General features: G+C 51.7%; 15 protein-coding genes. 2 read left to right on the forward strand and 13 right to left on the reverse strand.

Annotation, left to right across the window (positions count from 1 at the left end):
• Positions 1–41 precede the first annotated feature (41 nt).
• The 8 genes from FOA19_RS01170 to FOA19_RS01205 all read right to left on the reverse strand — a co-directional run bounded on the left by FOA19_RS01170 (position 42) and on the right by FOA19_RS01205 (position 8,259).
• Entirely contained in the window at positions 42–776 is a 735-nt protein-coding gene (locus FOA19_RS01170; RefSeq protein ID WP_223808678.1) for a hypothetical protein, read from the reverse strand.
• A gap of 391 nt (positions 777–1,167) precedes the next feature.
• Positions 1,168–1,677 carry a DUF6702 family protein gene (locus FOA19_RS01175; protein ID WP_149088969.1) on the reverse strand — a complete coding sequence of 170 codons (510 nt, stop codon included), beginning with the start codon at positions 1,675–1,677 and terminating at the stop codon, positions 1,168–1,170.
• A 97-nt stretch (positions 1,678–1,774) separates the two neighbouring features.
• A complete protein-coding gene (gene rseP, locus FOA19_RS01180; RefSeq protein ID WP_149088970.1) occupies positions 1,775–3,088 on the reverse strand; it encodes an RIP metalloprotease RseP in 1,314 nt (437 codons plus the stop codon).
• Between the two features lie 80 nt (positions 3,089–3,168).
• Entirely contained in the window at positions 3,169–4,323 is a 1,155-nt protein-coding gene (locus tag FOA19_RS01185) for a 1-deoxy-D-xylulose-5-phosphate reductoisomerase (protein ID WP_149088971.1), read from the reverse strand.
• A 112-nt stretch (positions 4,324–4,435) separates the two neighbouring features.
• Positions 4,436–4,873 carry a hypothetical protein gene (locus tag FOA19_RS01190; RefSeq protein WP_149088972.1) on the reverse strand — a complete coding sequence of 146 codons (438 nt, stop codon included), beginning with the start codon at positions 4,871–4,873 and terminating at the stop codon, positions 4,436–4,438.
• A gap of 75 nt (positions 4,874–4,948) precedes the next feature.
• Positions 4,949–6,193: a S41 family peptidase gene (locus tag FOA19_RS01195; RefSeq protein ID WP_190300243.1), complete on the reverse strand. Its 1,245-nt coding sequence runs from the start codon at positions 6,191–6,193 to the stop codon at positions 4,949–4,951.
• Between the two features lie 29 nt (positions 6,194–6,222).
• Positions 6,223–6,747 carry a hypothetical protein gene (locus tag FOA19_RS01200; protein ID WP_149088974.1) on the reverse strand — a complete coding sequence of 175 codons (525 nt, stop codon included), beginning with the start codon at positions 6,745–6,747 and terminating at the stop codon, positions 6,223–6,225.
• Between the two features lie 6 nt (positions 6,748–6,753).
• Complete coding sequence (locus tag FOA19_RS01205) at positions 6,754–8,259, reverse strand: GH3 auxin-responsive promoter family protein (RefSeq protein WP_149088975.1); 1,506 nt, start codon at positions 8,257–8,259, stop codon at positions 6,754–6,756.
• 589 nt (positions 8,260–8,848) lie between these two features.
• Between FOA19_RS01205 and FOA19_RS01210 the strand changes: the two genes are divergently transcribed.
• Positions 8,849–9,283 carry an OsmC family peroxiredoxin gene (locus tag FOA19_RS01210; protein WP_149088976.1) on the forward strand — a complete coding sequence of 145 codons (435 nt, stop codon included), beginning with the start codon at positions 8,849–8,851 and terminating at the stop codon, positions 9,281–9,283.
• Positions 9,284–9,347: 64 nt separating this feature from the next.
• Positions 9,348–9,848, forward strand: coding sequence for a hypothetical protein (locus tag FOA19_RS01215; protein ID WP_149088977.1), 501 nt, complete (start codon positions 9,348–9,350; stop codon positions 9,846–9,848).
• Positions 9,849–9,975: 127 nt separating this feature from the next.
• On the opposite strand, the gene FOA19_RS01220 is transcribed toward FOA19_RS01215, so the two are convergent.
• The 5 genes from FOA19_RS01220 to FOA19_RS01240 form a co-directional block, all read right to left on the reverse strand.
• Positions 9,976–10,614 carry a peroxiredoxin gene (locus tag FOA19_RS01220; RefSeq protein ID WP_149088978.1) on the reverse strand — a complete coding sequence of 213 codons (639 nt, stop codon included), beginning with the start codon at positions 10,612–10,614 and terminating at the stop codon, positions 9,976–9,978.
• 744 nt (positions 10,615–11,358) lie between these two features.
• Complete coding sequence (locus FOA19_RS01225; protein ID WP_149088979.1) at positions 11,359–11,808, reverse strand: RrF2 family transcriptional regulator; 450 nt, start codon at positions 11,806–11,808, stop codon at positions 11,359–11,361.
• 23 nt (positions 11,809–11,831) lie between these two features.
• Positions 11,832–13,256 (reverse strand): chromosomal replication initiator protein DnaA, encoded by a 1,425-nt coding sequence (dnaA, locus tag FOA19_RS01230; RefSeq protein WP_149088980.1) that lies wholly within the window; start codon positions 13,254–13,256, stop codon positions 11,832–11,834.
• A 96-nt stretch (positions 13,257–13,352) separates the two neighbouring features.
• Positions 13,353–14,288, reverse strand: coding sequence for a bifunctional metallophosphatase/5'-nucleotidase (locus tag FOA19_RS01235; protein WP_149088981.1), 936 nt, complete (start codon positions 14,286–14,288; stop codon positions 13,353–13,355).
• A gap of 109 nt (positions 14,289–14,397) precedes the next feature.
• Positions 14,398–15,168 (reverse strand): 5'-nucleotidase C-terminal domain-containing protein, encoded by a 771-nt coding sequence (locus tag FOA19_RS01240; RefSeq protein WP_149088982.1) that lies wholly within the window; start codon positions 15,166–15,168, stop codon positions 14,398–14,400.
• Positions 15,169–15,417: the final 249 nt, after the last annotated feature.

The raw sequence follows: 15,417 nt of genomic DNA on the forward strand, positions 1-15,417 counted from the left end.
AAAGAAAACAGCCCTGAAACACTCCTATGCGAATACAGCTTTTACAACTTAATAGTATTGCCTTTCTTATTCCATTTAGGCAGCGGCGGAATAGCCGGAGTTCTGTCTTCTGGCTTTGGGGCATCCTGCTTTAGCTTCTTGCCGCCCACGTTCACGATAAACCCGATGCTGAAAACCGAGTTACCGGCCGTCATAAAGTCACGGTTCTTCAACCCGAAGTTGCTGCCGCTGGTGTACTGCAATTGAATGGAAGGCGTCAACGACATGCGGGTGTAGAAGATGGGCTCAAAGAAGATGTTGTCCTCGGTGGGCTGCTTGATATCGTTCCGGACGAACTCGCTCATGTTGAGGTAGCTCAGGCGCAGGGCGGTGCCGTAGTTTAGGAAATGCTCATTCCCGAACAGTTTTAGCATCCGCTTTTTCTTGGAGGAATAGTTTACCTGTAAAAAGACCTTGTTGAACGTTGTTTCCTGGCGGTCATAGGTGGTGAGGCCTTCGGAGGTCTTGTCTTTGAAGGTGCGGTCGCTGCTGCCATGCCCCAGCCCCGCGTACACCTCCAGCACCCGGTTTTGGTTGGGCCCGAAGGTGGTGAAATAGCCGCCGCCGGCCTCTAACAAATTATGGCGGAAGTCTTTCTTCTTGTTGTTATTGTTCATCATGGACCCGCTCAGCAAAACGCCCACGTGGTCGGTGACGGCATACGCCGAGTTGAAACTGGCGTTGCCTTTTAAGGTGATGTGTCCGCTGGTGCTTAGTTCTCCTTTAGACGTTAACATGGGTGTGTTCGGCACATTGGGCATGTACACAGAAGAGCAACTTGTAGCCCCCAATCCCACCATCAAACCCATTACACGTAGAAAGCTTTTTCTCATAAAGTGTTGTAAAAATTTTCCTTAACCTGCCTCTTCGCTCTTCTTCTTAACCACCCGCCACTGCGAGGCAAAACATCATCATCAACATAATTCTCCCCGGCAAGAAGTACCTCAGGTACGTTTAGTTTCTCCTTCTGGCGGGCAGTCTGCCAAGTTCCTATTTATCAGGGGGCACTCCCCAGGTCTTTCTGTTTCTAAGCCGATTTTGCAAAAACCAGCCGTTTGCAAGTATCTCTAAAAGGATGGAGAAACCTAACCTCACCCCTACGGCGGGCAAAGGTAAATCTCAGGAAATCTAAAGCGAAACCGTTTGCTGGGTTTCTCCGGCCCGGCAGAGCACCGAGCGCTTCTTTCCGGCCACCTCCAGGTTCAGGATGTTGGTCTGGTCATCAAACACCTCCATTAGAAGCGCATTCTGGACCCACAGTTGCCCGGCAGGGGCTTTTCCGGCCGGGATTTCCACGTACACCCAAATGGCATCGGCCTCTTCCTGGGCTCCAATAAACTTCTGGGTAGCGCGGGTACCTTTCACCGTGGAGATGGCCAGGTGCGTTTGCAGGTACTCGGCCAGAAGTCTGTTCACCCGCTCAGAACGGTCCAGCCTCACGGTGGCCTTGTGGCGGCGGGTCAGGGCCTCCTCTACGTCATCGGCGAACAGCCGCACCGCTAGCTCGTAGGTCTGGTTCTTGGGGTTGTATTTGGCATCGGTGATGCTGGTGTGGAACTCATGCGCCCAGGCCACCAGTGGTGACCAGAAGCCCAGCACCAGGGTCAGCCAAAAGGCTCCAACTGCTCTTTTCATCATTAGAGTAAACTTCTATCCCTGTAAACAGAGAAAGACGCAGTTATCTTGCGTCTTCTCCGGCAATTTTTTATCAACAGTGCCCCGTTACGGGCGCTAACTATTTGAACAGCAACTTAAAGAAGTCGTTAAAGATAGCAAACCCCATCAAGCCCAGCAACAAGACCATGCCTACTTTTTGGGCATTCTCCAGGAACTTGTCTGATGGTTTGCGGCCCGATATGATTTCATAGGTCAAAAACATCACGTGTCCGCCGTCCAGCGCCGGAATGGGTAGGAAGTTCATGAACGCCAATACCATGGAAAGCATGGCCGTGATGGCCCAGAATTTTATCCAGGTGAAGGTTCCCCCAAAGATTCGGGCAATCCCGATAGGACCGCTCAAGGCCTTGGAAGCCGATACCTCCCGGCGGAAAATCTTCGCGAAGCCTTTGATGTTGGTGGTGATCACGGCGAATGCCTTTTCAGCGCCTTTCGGGATGGAGGCTAACAGGCTGTATTCCCGCGTAACATGAGGCAACAGAGAGGCCGGCCTAAACCCAATGGTACCATCTTCCTGAATGGTGGCATTTACAGCAAGCGGTTTGCCGGCGCGTTCTACCTGTAAAACCACTTTCTTGCCTTTCTTGGCAGCGAGCACCTGCTGCAGCTCGTGGAAGAACTGTACAGGTTGGTCATCTACTTTCAAGATTCGGTCGCCCTTCTGGAGACCTGCATTTGCCGCAGGGCTGTCTGGTACTATCTCGTCTACTTCAAACGGCTCTCTGGGCCCAATGAACACGGTTTTCTCATCGTCAGAAAGTTTGTCTATGAGATTGGCTGGGATTGCCACCTGAACCAGTTGGCCTCCCCGGTCAACGGTATAAGACCCACTTTTGCCTAGCAGAACCTCAGGGCTCACAATGTCATTAAACTCCACAATTGGTTTGCCGTTCGCAGCCACAATCTTGTCGCCGTCGCGCAGGCCCATCTGCTTGCCAATCTCGTTCGTGACAATGCCGTATTTTGCGTCTTTGGCCAGCAGGTAGCTCTCGCCGTACAGATAGGTAAGGGTCGCGAAGATGATGATGCCGGTGATCACGTTGAAGATAATGCCGCCCATCATCACAATGAGGCGCTGCCAGGCTGGTTTAGCCCTAAATTCCCACGGCTCCGGTTCCTGGTTGAGGGTAGCCGTGTCCAGAGACTCATCAATCATGCCCGAGATCTTCACGAAACCGCCCAGCGGGATCATGCCAATCATATACTCGGTCTCTCCTACCTGTTTGCTTACTAGTTTGGGCGGAAACCCGATGGCGTATTTCTCTACGCGCATCCCAAACCATTTGGCCGTAAGCATGTGGCCCAATTCATGTATTCCTACTAAGATGGTCAGGCCCAGGATTAACTGGCCGGCCATTACTAATGCTTCCATCTACGCTGTTTATAAGGTCTATACAGAGGCCAAAGCAAGTTTGCCCCCGTAGTTTGTAAGTCGATTGTTTTGGAAAAAGATTACGCCTGCATGAGGCTTAAAGCCAATTGGCGCGCCTCGCGGTCGGTTTGCACAAAGTCATCCAAAGAAGGCTCGGCAATATACGCAACTTTAGCGAGACAGTCAGAGATGAGGTCAGACATCTCCAAAAAGCCCACCTCTTCGCGCAGGAAGGCCGCCACCGCCACCTCATTGGCCGCATTGAGGATACAAGGCGCGTTTCCGCCTCTTTCCATCGCTTCAAAGGCCAGCCCCAGGTTGCGGAAGGTCTCCAGGTCCGGTTTCTCAAAGGTGAGTTGCGGATAATCCAGGAAATTGAACCTCGGGTAGTTGGTTTTCAGGCGATCCGGGTAGCTCAGGGCATATTGGATAGGCAACTTCATATCTGGCAGCCCCATCTGGGCCTTAAGCGAGCCGTCCTGAAACTGAACGAGCGAATGCACAATAGATTGCGGATGCACCACCACTTCTATCTGGTCGTTCTGCAACCCGAAGAGCCATTTGGCTTCAATCACCTCCAGCCCCTTGTTCATGAGCGAGGCCGAGTCAATGGTGATTTTGGCGCCCATCTCCCAGTTGGGGTGCTTCAAAGCTTGCGCCCTGGTCACCGTCTGCAGATACTCCCAGCTCCGGCCCCGGAAAGGTCCGCCTGAAGCAGTCAATACGATTTTCTCAATAGGATTGTGGAACTCGCCGGCGAGGCACTGGAAAATGGCGCTGTGCTCTGAGTCTACCGGATAGATGTTCACGCCTTTTTCGCGCGCCAATTGCGTAATCAACTGCCCGGCCACCACCAGGGTCTCTTTGTTCGCCAGGGCGATGGTTTTACCCGCCTCAATGGCTTTGATGGTGGGCTGCAGGCCAGCGTAACCCACCATGGCGGTGAGCACAATGTCCACCGTGTCCATCTGCACCACGCCGTTCACCGCGTTCATGCCCGCATATACTTTAATGGGGTGAGTTTCCAGTGCATCGCGTACCTGCTCATACAGATTCTCCTGCGTGATCACCACCGCGTTGGGCTGAAAAGCAATGGCCTGGGCTATCAGCAGGTCCGCGTTGGAATGGGCTGTGAGCACCTCCACCTCAAACGCCTCCGTCTGGGTCTGGATCACCTCCAGCGCCTGCGTCCCGATGGACCCCGTAGAGCCAAGTATGGCTACTCTTTTCTTCATGTAATCTCTTTAACGCCGTTTTGGGGCTATTATACAAAATTAGGTTAAAAACAGGAGTGTCTTTCTTTTCTTATGCAAATCGTTTCAGATAGATTGCTGTAAATCCGCAATTCTATAGTTCAATTAAAAATACGAAGTAGAAGGCTGCAGCAAATGCTCCACACACAACCACACTAATAGAATTTTTCAGTCTGGTTACCGTCTTCTTTTCTACAGTTGCAGTTCTTGTAAAAGAAAAAATTAACATACACCCACTACAAAGAATAAAGGCAATTACTGAAAGTAGCAAGATTACATCCTTTTTTAACTGGTTATGGATTCCCCAAGCATATACTCTGACTAGCCAATCATTAAAAAGTATGATTACATAACCATACATCACAGTAAGAAGGAAGTTTATTTTATAAAGCTTTGTATTTAAAATGCCTACAATAATAAAAGGCAACACAGCCGTTGCCATAAGAGAAAATGACGGTTTATAGTGACCAATAATATTACTCACAATAATTAGAATGAAGCCTAATAAGAAAGGGGAAGCAAATTTCATCATAAAAGATCCTAAGGCTTTAATTCTGAACCGAATCCTGTTTATGGCCTATTTTTCGGGAAACAGGCCATAAACAGTTTACTTCTTCTTTGAGTTTAGGTGAACAATTGCCTTCTCCAGCACCACGTCAGTTTTTGCAGCCGCCACTTCCTTGGTGAAATCCACCAGGATGGCAGGCGTGTAGGTTTCCCGGGGAGAGCCGTTTACGTGGAAGAGTTTCTCCACCGGGAAAGAGAACCCGATGTTGGTATGGGGCATTTGGTAAGAATAGATGGCGCCGTTGAGCCCGGCCATTCTGGTCCCCACGGTGGTAGCCCGCTGCAAACCGTCAAACGCGATGGTGATGCCTTCTCCCACGCTGCCGGTCCAATGCCCCACCAGAACGGCCATCGGTTTTTCATAGGCTTTTCCCCTGGGTGAGACTACCTCTACCCAACTGCGCTTTACTCCGTACTGCCGCTCCTCGGCGGTGAGTTCATGTTTCTGGTAGAACTGGTCTTTGGTGATGAACCTTCCCAAGATGGCCCGAGCCACGGTGGTGTTGCCACCGCTGGGCGTTTCCCGCAGGTCCAGCACCAGGGCTTTGGTTTCTTCCAAAGAATTGAGTACGCTGTCAAAAGCCGGAATGAGCTTATTGTCAAACAGGCAGTTGTTGATCTTGATATACCCAATGCCGTTGATAATCCGGCTCTCTACTTTGGCGGGGTACCGGATGTCCTCCAAAAGCATTTTAGGGGCATCAGAGTAAAAGGTGCGGCGCTTGCCTTTGTCCTGCACGGTGATTTTCCGGGTTTGCACGTGGTTTCCGGCCAGGAGCATGCGCAGGGCAAAGTTTTGCGCTTCGGGGTCCACGGTTTTGAGCGATTTTCCTAAAAACGGCCTCAAAGCGTCCTGTACTGGCACATCGTTCACGGAGACAACCTCCATCCCAGCGCGCAGTCCTACCTTCTCGGCGCCAAGTCCCCTTCTTACCTCCAGGATCATCGGCTTGCCGTTCACAAACTCAGCCCAGACATCGGTGCCGGAGGGCACCATGCGCGGAGATTGCGGGGAGTTGGTGTTCAGCGAGGCGTGGTGGTCATACAGTTCAGTGAAGACGCGCTCCAGCAAGGAAACAAACTGCCGGTTGTCCGTCACAGAGTCCAGTTGGAATTGGTAAAGGGCGGGTACCTTTGGCCAATCGGTCTGCTTCTTATCAAAGTAGCAGTAGTCTTCCCCTATTGCTTTCCAGAAGTAGGTAAAATCGGTCTGGTACTGCTCTTTGGTGAGTTTTTTGGTTTGGCCCAACAGCAGCGCGGACTGGACCATAATTATGGCAACCATGACACCTATTTTAATGGCTCCAGATCTACCTAACATCCGCACTCACCTACAAAAGGAATTTCTGAAGAAGCACCCGTTTTCAGGTCTTTCACCAACAACAAACCTTCGGTCCTGAAAACTTCTTCTCCACTGGGGGAAGACTTCTTCACGATGGCCCTAAGTTCATATTTGCCGCTGGCGTCCCGGTAAGGAGCATCGGTTTTGACACTGTCACTTTTGTCTATGCACTCAAGTCTCACTTGCTGGCCTCCAATAGAGACAAACGCCAGGTTTGCATAATTATTCATGTAAATGTATTTGCCTGCCTTAAACTCTTCCTTGCTCCGGGAGAAATAGCAGGAACAGCCCTCTACCTCGTCCGGGAATTCAGAATAGGAATCCAGCACAATGGCCTTTGGCTGGAAGGTGGCGGGCTCCGGTGGCTGTTCTACCGGTGGTTGTTCTAGCGGAGCGGAGGCCAGTGTGGGTTTATTTTCTTCTGCTGGGGCAGGTTTCTGAGTACAAGCAACAAACAGCCAACAGAGCAAGAGCAACTCGTAATACGTTTCCTTCATGTGAGGCTACAGTGAGAGGTTAAGCGTTTCTAACAGCCCCTCGGCCAAGGTGCGGTCATTGCTCAGGCGCGGCACTTTGTTCTGGCCACCCAGTTTGCCCTGGCGCTTCATGTATTGTTGGAAAGCATCGGGCGGAAGGGCGGTCACTTTGAGGTTGGCCAGGATGTTGCCCGAGATCAGGTCGTCATAATAGCTGTTGCGGCGGCGCAGGTGCCAGTTCAGGGCCTTGGCGAACCGCTCGGGGTCATGGGGCGGCGTGTCATAGGCGATGAACCACTCGTGGTAAGAAGCGCCCTCGCCCTGGCTCACGTACGGGGCCACGGTAAACTCGGTCACGGCCACCTCGGGGAACTCCTGCATGGCTTCATGCAAAGCGCCCTCTACTTCCTCCCCTATCACGTGCTCCCCAAACGCCGAGATAAAATGCTTCAACCGGCCGCTCACCACCAGCTTGTGCGGGAACAGCGAGGTAAACTTGACGGTGTCACCAATGGAATAGCCCCAGAGTCCGGCGTTGTTGTTGATGATGAGCGCGTAATTGACCCCGGTTTTCACCTCGCCTAACGTGAGGCGGCGCGGATTGGGCTGGTGGAACTCCTCGGCGGGGATGAACTCAAAGAAGATGCCGCTGTCGGCGAGGAGCAGCAGACCGGGATCCTCCTGCACGTTCTGAAAGGCGATAAAGCCCTCGGAAGCCGGGAACGTCTCAATGGAATCAATCTTCCGCCCGATGCTCTCCATCAGTTTGGTCCGATACGGCGCGAAATTCACCCCGCCGTAGACAAATAAATTAAAGCCCGGGAACACGTCTTTGATCTGCTTGCCGGTGCGGGCCATAATTTTGTCAAAGTACATCTGCACCCACGGCGGTATGCCCGAGATAAGCGTCATGCGCTGGTCTATGGTCTCGTTCACAATCGCCTCCAGCTTCGTTTCCCAGTCCTCAATGCAGTTGGTCTCGTAGCTGGGCAGTTGGTTCGTGCGCAGGTAGCCCGGCACGTGGTGGTTCACAATACCCGACAACCGGCCGGTGTTGATGCCCGCCACCTGTTCCAGCACCGGACTCCCGCTCAGGAAAATCAGTTTGCCGTCTAAAAACTGGGCGCGGCCGGTCTCATGGATGTAGTTGAGCAGCGCGTTCTTGGCACCGTTGATATGGTTGGGGATGGAATCCTGGGTGATGGGGATGTATTTGGTGCCCGAGGTGGTGCCGGAGGTCTTTGCGAAATAAAGCGGCAAACCCGGCCAAAGCACGTTCTGCTCGCCCTGCTTCAGGCGGTCAAAGTACGGGCGCAAGGCCTCGTAATCGCGTGCGGGCACGGCCTGGGCAAAATCCTGTGGGGTCTGAATGTCCTTGAAATAATGGTCTTTCCCGAAAGCGGTGTTGGCGGCTTTGCGGATGATAGACGTAAAAACCTGCTGCTGGGCCTGGGCCGGATGCTCCATCCAGCTTTTCTGCCGGGCCACGGTCAAGGCGGCTAAAGGTTTACTCAAGAACGCTTTTACTCCCATGTAGACATTTTGCTAGTGATTGAACAAGCGGGGAAAACCTTTCCATTGAGGGAAAACCCGCTCAGATTTCCTCTATGAAAGGTGGTAAAGATAGTAATCTTCCTGAAGTTCTTTTCAGCCTCCCGGGTACGCCATCGTTTACGGTCCTTTTTCCCAAAACTGGCCTCAAAACGGAAAACATCTGTACAGTGGTCCTTACCCCTTCTTTCCGTTACCTTTTTCCTTAGAAAGACTACCATTCTGCTTTAAGGTTGCCTTGTGAAAACCGGCCTTAAAACGGTTTTGTTTCTTCTGAAAGGCATAGGCCATTCTTCCTCCAGAGCTAGTCTGCATCAGTCTGAGCTTTACCTTCATCAATGCAATTGAAAAATCGAAAGGAAACGCTCCTGTCAGGACATAGAACCCAAGTCCTTCGAAGAAACTACAAACTTCCTTACTTTATGACTGGCTTCGGAGTGGCGCCCCTACCGTGTACTCAAAACCTGGTTAGTGGACTAGTTGCACCTAGGATAGAACCCAGAGCGGCAAAACCAATTAGCTTATTTTTTAGTACCTTAACGCATATCTAACCAACTATACACTTAAAACTATGGCAAATAACACAGGTACAGGCGTCTGGGAAGGTGGCCTGAAAGACGGTAAAGGAACCGTTTCTACCCAAAGCGGCACCTTGGATGCGCGTTACTCCTTCGGCACCCGTTTTGAGGAGGATGTGACCGGCACAAACCCCGAGGAACTGGTGGGCGCGGCGCACGCGGGCTGTTTCTCTATGTTCTTGGGCAGTCTGCTGGAAAACGCCGGCAAGAAAGCTACGTCGGTAAGAACCCAGGCTAAAGTACATCTAGGCCAGGAAAACGGCCCCTTTATCCGCAGAATTGACCTGACCACCGAGGTGGAAGCGTCTGGTCTGTCTAACAATGAGCTGCAGGAACTGGCCCAGAAAGCCAAAGAAGGCTGCCCTATCTCCAGAGCCCTGGCCTCGGTGCCCGAAATGAACCTCACCGCCACTCTGAAAGGCGCCTAATCCCGTTAGAAGGGCTCAAAGCTGGTATTAAAAATTCACTATCTTTGCCCAATACTTTTAATGCATGAAATCATTGGCTAGGGTTGGGTTGCGGCCGTCACGTGACCACAAAATTTCCTTCGGGGTACAGTTGGGACTGGTTCTGCTGTGGATGGCATACGGGTTGTTCATGATTTTCACGGAACCCGATTCCTCTACCAACGACCGCCATTTCATTCACTATGTCTTCCTGATTCTGGCTTTGGGCTACCTGCTGTTCATCCTGGCGCAGAACACCTCCGTGTTCGGGCAGCAATCTTACCTGGAGATCACGCCTGCGTACGTGGTGGAGAAACGAGGCCATTTCAAGAAGAAAATAGCCATCCACCTGCAGGACGTAACGGGCATCTCTATTAACAACAACCAGGCGCGTTTCGCCATGCGGGACGGCAGCCGTTGCCAGGTGAACCTGCGGCTGGTGAGCTCCAGAAAAAGCCAGCAGATCGCGAAAACCAAACTCTTGGAAGTAGCTGATCGCCATGCCATTCCGGTAACCGATACGTCTATCACGCCTACCAGAAGATAATTACGTTTAGGGGACCTTTTCCCAGAAACAGGCATAAAACAGAAGCGGCCACCCTACATAGAGTGGCCGCTTCTGTTTTATGCCTGTCCCTTTTTGACCCGAAAATTAGAAAAGGAGCGGAAAACGTTTAGTTCAGGTTAGGTTGCGGGGTAAGGCGCAGGTAAGGCTTCACCACCACGTGGCCTTTCGGGAATTTGGCTTCCACGTCCTCCTGCTTCACCGATGGCAGAATCACGCAATCCTGGCCGTTTTCCCAGTTGGCCGGCGTGGCCACGCTGTGGTTCGCGGTCAGTTGCAGAGAATCAATCACGCGCAGGATCTCAGCGAAGTTACGGCCGGTAGAAGCCGGATAGGTAAAGATCAGCTTCACTTTCTTGTCTGGCCCGATGATGAACACCGAGCGCACGGTGAAGGTATCGCTGGCGTTAGGGTGAATCATGTCATACAGATCAGACACTTTGCGGTCTGAGTCTGCGATGATAGGGAAATTGACCGTGGTATCCTGCGTCTCGTTGATGTCCTGAATCCAGCCGTGGTGCGAGTCAATAGGGTCTACGCTCAGGGCCGCCACTTTCACGCCGCGGCGGTCAAACTCGTCCTTGATGCGGGCCACTGCCCCCAGCTCAGTGGTACACACAGGGGTATAGTCACGCGGATGGGAAAACAATACAGCCCAGCCATCGCCAATCCACTCATGGAAATGAATAGTGCCTTCTGAGGTTTCTGCGGTAAAGTCAGGAGCGATATCGCCTAATCGTAATGCCATGGTCTTGTCTTTTATGATTTGCAAAAGGTATTCTGTCCTCGCTTCTTCTGTTTCATTCTTAGCAGAAAGCTTTAAAGCAGCCATACGCTTGAGAATGTCTATAGATGAAGTAGACAAATTAATACACCAATTACTGGAAATCCAACTAAGAGAAAAGAAAATTATTAAGTTGATAAGGAATGGCAGCTTCCAAAAGGAATTTTTGCAGCCTTTAACAGAAATAAATCTGACGAATAAAATATTATCCTGCGGCAGACCGGGGCGAAGGCCTACAGTGAGGCCGAGGCCCGGCCTGACGCACGGAGGAACTATCCGAATGGCAGTGGCCTGCGTCAACTATGGAACAGAGGACAGTGGCGGGGTGGTACCTTGACTGAAGCCTCACTGTCCGAGCGTCAGCGAGTTTGAGGCTTCTTGATTCTTTTGGTTACTTTTCTCATCAAGGAGAAAAGTGACAAACCTCCAAACGGAGGATCAAGCGCTGGATTTTAGGCAAGTAAGTAGTTAGAGGTAACTGCCCAGAAGGTGGTTTTGAGGCTGACGCCTCACTGCAGTTGCAAACTGCAGACCATGGTAGGTCCAAGTCACAGACTTGAACCAGTGGAAGAGGGGAAGACCATGGTAGATCCAAGTTGAAAGCTTGAATCAGGAAAGAGGGGAAAATACTTTAAACAAAAAAGCTGTTTCAAGACTGTTTTTAGAAAAACAGGCTTAAAACAGCTATTGAAAAGTCTTATAACCTTGTTAAATCTGATTAGCCTCTTCCTCCACCACCAAAGCAGTCACTTTAGAAAAATCAGCGAGGTAAGTAGTATCCAGAATGTCGCAGGTGGCATCACGGACGCGTTTCATGAGCAGGCGGATCTCGCAGGTAGCCTCATCCACGCACTCCTCGCACTTGCGGTAATACAGGTGGCTTACACAGTGCACCGGGGCCAACGGGCCGTCTACCATTCTAATGACATTGCCTACGGAAAGCTGGGTTGGGTCTTTCACCAGCGTGTAGCCGCCGTTCTTGCCGCGGGTGCTCTGCACAATCTGCTGCACCTTCAAATCCACCAGAATGGCTTCCAGGAACTTGCGCGGAATCCGCTCGGCGACGGCAATCTCAGAGATCAGCACCAGACCGCGGTCATGCTGCTTGGCCAAATAAAGAAGTGCTTTAAGGGCGTACTTGGCTTTTTTTGATATCATAGGGGGTAAGAGAAAACGCGTTATTAAACCGCCTTCACCTTGAACTTCTTCTGCAGCTCCTGGATAGAAGCCTTGAATTTCTTGTCGGTGTCAATGAGGTCAGAAACCGTCTGCACCGAGTGGATCACCGTGGAATGGTCTCTGCCGCCGAAATGGTACCCGATGGATTTGAGCGAGTGGCTGGTGTATTCCTTCGCGAAATACATGGCCACCTGGCGCGCCGTCACAATCTCTTTCTTGCGGGTTTTGGCTTTGAGCGAGTCAAGGCTTACCTGAAAGTACTCGGCCACGGTTTTCTGGATGAAGTCCAGGTTTACCTCGGTCTCCACATCTTCAATGATGTGTTTCAGGGCCGCTTTGGCCAATTCCAGGTCAATCTCTTTGCGGTTCAAGGAGGACTGTGCTATTAACGAAATCAGCACACCTTCCAGTTCCCGCACGTTGGTATCCACGCTGTAGGCCAGGTACTCAATCACGTTATCGGGGATATGGATCCCGTCTGACTGCATCTTTTTGTAGATGATGGCCATACGCGTCTCAAAATCCGGGCTCTGCAAATCGGCCGTGAGGCCCCACTTGAAACGGGACAACAGACGCTCTTCCAGGCCTTTCAGGTCACGCGGCGGACAGTCTGAGGTCATCACAATCTGCTTGCCGCTTTGGTGCAGGTGGTTGAAGATGTGGAAGAACATCTCCTGGGTTTTCTCTTTGCCGCTCAGGAACTGCACATCGTCAATGATGAGGATGTCTACCAACAGGTAGAAATTAGCGAAATCCTGCACGTTGTTCGTCTTCAAAGACTCAATGAACTGGTTCACGAACTTCTCAGAAGACACATACAGCACGAACTTATCTGGGTTGTTGCTCTTGATGTGGTTACCAATGGCCTGCACCAGGTGGGTCTTGCCCAACCCTACGCCGCCGTACACCATCAAGGGGTTGAAAGATGTGGTACCAGGTTTGTTGGCCACTGCGTACCCTGCTGAGCGCGCCAGACGGTTGCAGTCGCCTTCAATATAGTTCTCAAACGTGTAGCTCTGGTTCAGCTGCGAGTTGAAGAAGTGCCGGTCAATGGCCTTGGACTCAAACGGATTCTTCAGGAAGCTGCGCTCGGGGCTGTAGGAATTGGCTACGGCCGCGGGCACCTTCTTGGTGGGGATGTTAACGGTCTGGGGCTTGCTGTGGTCGTTGCCCTGGTCTACAATGATGGAATACTCCAGGCGGCCTTCGCTGCCCAGTTCCTGGAACACCACTTTCTTGAGCAGACCCACATAGTGTTCCTCCAGCCACTCATAGAAGAATTGGCTGGGAACCTGTATTGTGAGTACGTTTCCGGCCAAAGACAAAGGCACGATGGGCTCGAACCACGTCTTGTAGCTCTGCTCGCCTATGTTGTCTTTGATAACCTGTAAACAGTTATTCCAGACGGTTGTACAGTCTTTTACCATTAACATCGCTTCTTCCAATCCCGCGTTTTATTGAGTGACGAATTTCTGAGGGGGTTACAAAAATGGAAAAAAACTTGAGAGAAAAAAACTTGAAGATTACGAATTTATGACACGGTCATTCAAAGGCAGCACAGAAGCCGTGGTTGCCGTTTTTGACCTGCTTTTTCTATCAAAAGAAAAATCTATGCGGCCCAGGTTGATACCCGACCAGCCCACCTGGTTCACCAGCGTCACGTGCCCGTCTGCGTGGGTGAATTTCTCCGGCTCATCCAGGAACGTGTGGGTGTGCCCCCCAATAATGAGGTCAATACCATTCACCTGCTGGGCCAGCTTGCGGTCGCTGATTTTGTCGTACTCATAGGTGTAGCCCAGGTGCGAGAGGCAGATCACCAGGTCCACGTTCTCCTGCTCGCGCAAGGTTTTCACCATTTTCTGGGCGGTTTCCACCGGATCCAAGTATTTGGTGCCGGCAAAGTTGTTATCGGCTACCAATCCGGCCAACTGGATTCCCAGCCCGAACACGCCCACGCGCACGCCTTCCTTCACAAACACCTTGTAAGGCTGGAAACGCCCTTTTAAGATAGTGTCTGAGAAATCATAGTTAGCGATAATGAACGGGAAACCGGCGTTCGGCAGCTGTTTCTGCAGCCCTTCCAGGCCGTTGTCGAAGTCATGGTTGCCCAGCGTGGCGGCGTCATAACCCATCTGGGTCATGAGTTTGTACTCCAGTTCACCCCCAAAGAAGTTGAAATAAGGCGTTCCCTGCCAGATATCACCGGCATCCAGCAGCAATACGTTGGGTTCCTGCGCCCTGATCTGCTTCACCAGCGTAGCCCGGCGGGCCATGCCGCCCATGCCGCCGTTCTTGCGGCCATCGTTGGGGAACGGGTCAATGCGGGAGTGCATGTCATTGGTGTGCAGAATAGTCAGTTTAATGGGGGCGGCCGCGGCACTACCCAGGCTTGGCAGGCCCAACAAAGCCAGACCCGCTGATCCGGCTACCGTATTCTTTATAAAATCGCGACGATTCATTGATGCAAATTTGAAGATTGGGAGATATGGAGATTTGTAAATTTGAAGAAGTGGAGATGAAAGAATCAGTTTATAATCTTCCTATCTCCACATCTTCTCATCTCCAAATTTAATTCACCACTTTCACCCGGCCGTCTTTAGCGCCAGTAACGGGTTTTCCTTGGACATTCCGTTGTTTGATCTCTTTCATGATGGCATCGCGGGCCAGCAAGCCGGTCTTCTCTGTTTTAAGGGCGTTTTTAAGAAAACCCATGTTATCTCCGCCGTTGGCCAGGTAATCTGAGATAGCCAGCGTGTAGGTCTTGTTGGGGTCAAAAGGCTTGCCCCCGATGGTGATGTCCTCGGCTTTGGCATTGCGCAGGGTGTAGCTGGCATTGGCCACGAACAGGATCTTGGTGCGGGCAGCAAAGTCAAACATCTCTTTTACGGTAGCCCCGGAGAGCGTCAGAACCAACATCTCGTTTTCAAAGGGCATGAGCTCAAACACATCGCCTACGGTAATGGGGCCCTGGTCGATGGGATTGCGCAGGCCGCCATTGGTCATGCCGCCCATGTCAATAGGCTTGCCGTAGACGGCCATTACCTGGGTACGGCTCAGGTCTGCCACCAGGTTCCCTAGCGGCGACTCAATCTCGCCGCGGTTGATGGCTTCGGGGGCCTGGCCAATCACCTCGTTCATGGTCTGGTCTACCCGCGTGCGGTAAGGCGTGATGGTGCGCTCGGCCACGGAGTCTGGGGTGATCTGGGTATTGACCGGGATATCGGTGGTGGGGGAAAGGCTGGCCGAGGGAACCAACGCTTTCTGGCAGCCCGCCAGGGCCAGGGCTACTCCCACACTCAGGGAAAGGTGACGAGTACGGAAATACGAAAATAATGACATGTATTAATACTGATTTTAACAAAGGTACGGCCCATGGCCTGAAAATGCCAACCGCCATTTGGTCTCCGCAAGGCCATCTAACGGCAAAAGCAGGTTCAACGGCCATCCGCCAGCCAAACCCACATCTCTTTTAACCCCTTGACTTTTAATTAGTTTATCTCTATACTTGTTGCACTTCGGTTAAGAATTGCATGCCATAGCTTTACAAGCGCAGAGATCAATTATGGGCCAAATCATCAGGACTCTTCT

The organism is Rufibacter hautae, from assembly GCF_008271695.1.
GTDB lineage: Bacteria > Bacteroidota > Bacteroidia > Cytophagales > Hymenobacteraceae > Nibribacter > Nibribacter hautae.

Coding starts and splice junctions, on each gene's coding strand:
- FOA19_RS01170 (WP_223808678.1), bottom strand. CDS start 776: ATGTTAACGTCTAAAGGAGAACTAAGCACCAGCGGACACATCACCTTA.
- FOA19_RS01175 (WP_149088969.1), bottom strand. CDS start 1,677: ATGATGAAAAGAGCAGTTGGAGCCTTTTGGCTGACCCTGGTGCTGGGC.
- rseP (WP_149088970.1), bottom strand. CDS start 3,088: ATGGAAGCATTAGTAATGGCCGGCCAGTTAATCCTGGGCCTGACCATC.
- FOA19_RS01185 (WP_149088971.1), bottom strand. CDS start 4,323: ATGAAGAAAAGAGTAGCCATACTTGGCTCTACGGGGTCCATCGGGACG.
- FOA19_RS01190 (WP_149088972.1), bottom strand. CDS start 4,873: ATGATGAAATTTGCTTCCCCTTTCTTATTAGGCTTCATTCTAATTATT.
- FOA19_RS01195 (WP_190300243.1), bottom strand. CDS start 6,193: ATGGTTGCCATAATTATGGTCCAGTCCGCGCTGCTGTTGGGCCAAACC.
- FOA19_RS01200 (WP_149088974.1), bottom strand. CDS start 6,747: ATGAAGGAAACGTATTACGAGTTGCTCTTGCTCTGTTGGCTGTTTGTT.
- FOA19_RS01205 (WP_149088975.1), bottom strand. CDS start 8,259: ATGGGAGTAAAAGCGTTCTTGAGTAAACCTTTAGCCGCCTTGACCGTG.
- FOA19_RS01210 (WP_149088976.1), top strand. CDS start 8,849: ATGGCAAATAACACAGGTACAGGCGTCTGGGAAGGTGGCCTGAAAGAC.
- FOA19_RS01215 (WP_149088977.1), top strand. CDS start 9,348: ATGAAATCATTGGCTAGGGTTGGGTTGCGGCCGTCACGTGACCACAAA.
- FOA19_RS01220 (WP_149088978.1), bottom strand. CDS start 10,614: ATGGCATTACGATTAGGCGATATCGCTCCTGACTTTACCGCAGAAACC.
- FOA19_RS01225 (WP_149088979.1), bottom strand. CDS start 11,808: ATGATATCAAAAAAAGCCAAGTACGCCCTTAAAGCACTTCTTTATTTG.
- dnaA (WP_149088980.1), bottom strand. CDS start 13,256: ATGGTAAAAGACTGTACAACCGTCTGGAATAACTGTTTACAGGTTATC.
- FOA19_RS01235 (WP_149088981.1), bottom strand. CDS start 14,288: ATGAATCGTCGCGATTTTATAAAGAATACGGTAGCCGGATCAGCGGGT.
- FOA19_RS01240 (WP_149088982.1), bottom strand. CDS start 15,168: ATGTCATTATTTTCGTATTTCCGTACTCGTCACCTTTCCCTGAGTGTG.